Source organism: Arthrobacter sp. NPDC056493 (genome assembly GCF_042795115.1).
In the GTDB taxonomy this organism is placed as follows: Bacteria; Actinomycetota; Actinomycetes; order Actinomycetales; family Micrococcaceae; genus Arthrobacter.
In genome coordinates this window covers 1-1,354 of the sequence record NZ_JBHTSL010000129.1, presented here as the reverse complement: position 1 = coordinate 1,354, position 1,354 = coordinate 1, and the positions used below count along the sequence as shown (strand labels likewise).

Sequence of the window (1,354 nt, the reverse complement as noted above, 5' to 3'; positions counted from 1 at the left end):
AGGACTAACGACTCGTGAAGCTGACCGGTACTAATAGGCCGATAACTTACACCACACACCACCCCCGCAAACGGATTCAAAAGCGTTTGCACCCACGGGGTGGTACAAAGAAACAAGACTGCTTGCGTCCACTATGTGGTTCCCAACCAACAAACCCGTTGGCCTGGAAACCGTTCAACTGAATAACAACACCACCATTGTTGTAACCACCAAAGATTTCCCACCCCCGCCACGCGGGGGTTCGGGTAACAGGGTTACGGCGGTCATAGCGTGGGGGAAACGCCCGGTCCCATTCCGAACCCGGAAGCTAAGACCCACAGCGCCGATGGTACTGCACCCGGGAGGGTGTGGGAGAGTAGGTCACCGCCGGACAACCATTAGGTCGAGGACCCCAACCACCAGGTTGGGGTCCTCCCGCATTTAACACCGGCTTAGCCGCATTCCACCCCAGGCCCCGACAGGCACCCGTCCGGGGCCTGAGCCGTTTAAAAGCCGCGGGGCCGTTCAAGAACCGCCGGGGGTCCTGGGTTTGACCGGCAGGGATTGCCTCGTCGCCGGCACCGTGGCACCAGTGTCCCGGGTGCTGTCCTGGGGCGGGCAGCAGGGTCTGGGGGCGTAGAAGGAGCTGCAGGAGGGGTTCGCGGCGTCACCGGCGCCGCTGCTGCGCCGTGACCGGCACTCGCGGGCAGGCGTGGCCGGTCCACCGGGCCGGGTGTGTGCCGGAGGCTGAGCCGCGGTGCTCCGGTGAGGAACTTCACCACGGCAGCCTGCCGGATCTGTTGAGGACTGTGGTTTGTGGAGGCTGTGCTTTTCGGAGGGTATGGTCCGTGGAAGCGGCGTGCCGGCCGGCGCCGGGCCCGCAGCCTGGACGTGCGGGTTGAGCCGGGGGAGGACGCCCGGTGCGCGGGGTGCAACAGCTGCCGGCCCGGAGGACATGTTCGACTGTGATGCGCTGCATAAAACTAATCCGGACCTGGTTGGCGTCGCTGACAGCCCTCGAGGGCCCGGAAACCGCGGCAATTCAAGGGTTTCCGGGCGCGTTGGCCGCGTTTTTGGCTGGGTTGCTTTGATGGTGGGGTGGGTGTAATGTTTCCTAAGTCGCCGCGAGGGAGACCAACGAAGAGTTGGGAACCGGGCGGCGGATCCCCTTTCAAAATAGCCTGGAAAATGGTTCGCTTTTGTGGCGTCCCGTCGAGGCTGGGGCCGGTTTGTTTGCCGGTGCGGGTCCTGGGAACAGGATTTGCGTCGGGGAGAGAAACCGGGTAAGTTTGAAAAGTTGCTCCGGAGCGATCCTGAATGTTTGGTTTGGGTGGTGCCGGGTGTGTCTGTTGTTTGAGAACTCAATAGTGTGCCA

At 62.7% G+C, this 1,354-nt stretch carries 1 rRNA gene; it reads left to right on the top strand.

The annotated features are described in order from the left end of the window. Positions 1 to 255 precede the first annotated feature (255 nt). A 5S ribosomal RNA gene (gene rrf, locus ACFQ50_RS24530) occupies positions 256 to 372 on the top strand. Positions 373 to 1,354: the final 982 nt, after the last annotated feature.